2 protein-coding genes are annotated in these 1,506 nt (G+C 52.2%); one reads left to right on the top strand and one right to left on the bottom strand.

Translation table 11 applies throughout. The features are described from left to right. The coding region (locus KDK19_RS01225; protein ID WP_257291174.1) for an ABC transporter transmembrane domain-containing protein at positions 1 to 1,239 on the bottom strand (1,239 nt) is incomplete at its 3' end. On the opposite strand from KDK19_RS01225, the gene KDK19_RS01220 reads away from it, so the two are divergent. Continuing rightward, the coding region (locus KDK19_RS01220) for a hypothetical protein (protein WP_257291175.1) at positions 1,213 to 1,506 on the top strand (294 nt) is incomplete at its 3' end. The genes KDK19_RS01225 and KDK19_RS01220 overlap by 27 nt on opposite strands.

The raw sequence follows: 1,506 nt of genomic DNA, 5'->3' as shown, positions 1-1,506 counted from the left end.
GAATTCATGGGCACCTGCCAGTTTGGCTGCTTCAATCACAGCTTCCATAGGCAGCAGAGGGTCTGTGTGGGCAATGTTTTCCCGGATGGTACCGTTGAACAGAGTGTTTTCCTGAAGCACAACGCTGATTTGTCGCCGCAGCCAGGAGGGGTCAAGAAGGGCAATGTCGTTGTCGTCAATCAACACCTTCCCGGTGTTTGGCACATAGAGACGCAGCAACAGTTTTGCCAGCGTCGACTTACCGGAACCGGACTCTCCTACAATGCCGATGGTTTGTCCGGCAGGAATCATCAGACTGATGTCGCTCAGGGTGTTCTGCAGTTCGCAGCTGTAACTGAAATTGACCCGTTCCATCTGTATATGGCCCTGAAGTGCCGCTATGGGTGGTTTATCCAGACTTTGCTGTGGCTCCTGGGGCGTGTTCAGAACATCACCCAGGCGGGCAATGGATATCCGGAATTGCTGAAACTCCTGCCAGAGCTGGGAAAGTCTCAGGATAGGCTGGGCTACCTGGCCTGAAAGCATGTTGAAGGCAATCAGCTCACCAATAGTCAGACTGCCGCTGATGACCTCTTTGGCGCCAATCCACAACAGTGCTACGGTGACAATTTTGTTACTCAGCTCTACCAGGTGGCTGCCCACCGTGCCCAACACACTGCTGTTGAAACTGGCTTTGGCATAGCTCGACAGATAACGCTCCCAGCGGGACTGCATTCTTGGCTCAACAGCGGTTGACTTCAGGGTTTCCATGCCGGTAACTGCTTCCGTCAGGAAGGCCTGGTTAATGGCACTGCGCTCAAACCGTTCTTTGGCGCGGTTGTGCAGGCCGGGGCTGATCAGTACGGAAAGCAGAATGTAAAATGGGATGGAAGCCAGTACGACCCAGGTGAGCGTCGACGAATAGAAGTACATGGCGATAAACAAAACAATGGTGAAAAAAAGATCCAGCACCAGAGTCATGGCATTGTTGGTAAGAAACTCCCGAATGTTTTCCAGCTCCCGAACCCGAGCCACCACCTGACCCACAGGCCGGGCACTGAAATAGGCAATAGGTATTTTTAACAAGTGTTCGAACAGGCGGCTGCCAAGTTCCACATCCACGCGGCAACTGGTGTGGGAAAACAGATACATCCTCAACGTTCCCAGGGTCACTTCAAATAACGACATGACCAGCAGAGCGATGGCAATAACATTCAGGGTGGAGATGGCCTGATGCACCAGCACGGTATCCATAACCACCTGAAAACAGATTGGGGTAATCAGGGCGAACAGTTGCAGGAAAAACGAGGCAAGAACCACTTCGCCCAATACCCGGCGGTATTTGATCACCACCGGAATAAACCAGCTGATGCCAAAGCGTTTCATGGTGTGACTCAAATCAAACCGTCTGGTCATCCAGAGAGCGCTGCCATCCCAGTTTTTCCAGAGTTCATCCAGTTTCAGAATACACGGCTGCCTATGGAAGCTGTGATTGAAGCAGCCAAACTGGCAGGTGCCCATGAATTC

This window comes from Endozoicomonas sp. ONNA1, from assembly GCF_024606325.1.
Taxonomy (GTDB): Bacteria; Pseudomonadota; Gammaproteobacteria; order Pseudomonadales; family Endozoicomonadaceae; genus Endozoicomonas_A.
The sequence above is the reverse complement of the archived record's forward strand: the minus strand, read 5'-3'. Positions and strand labels throughout refer to the sequence as shown.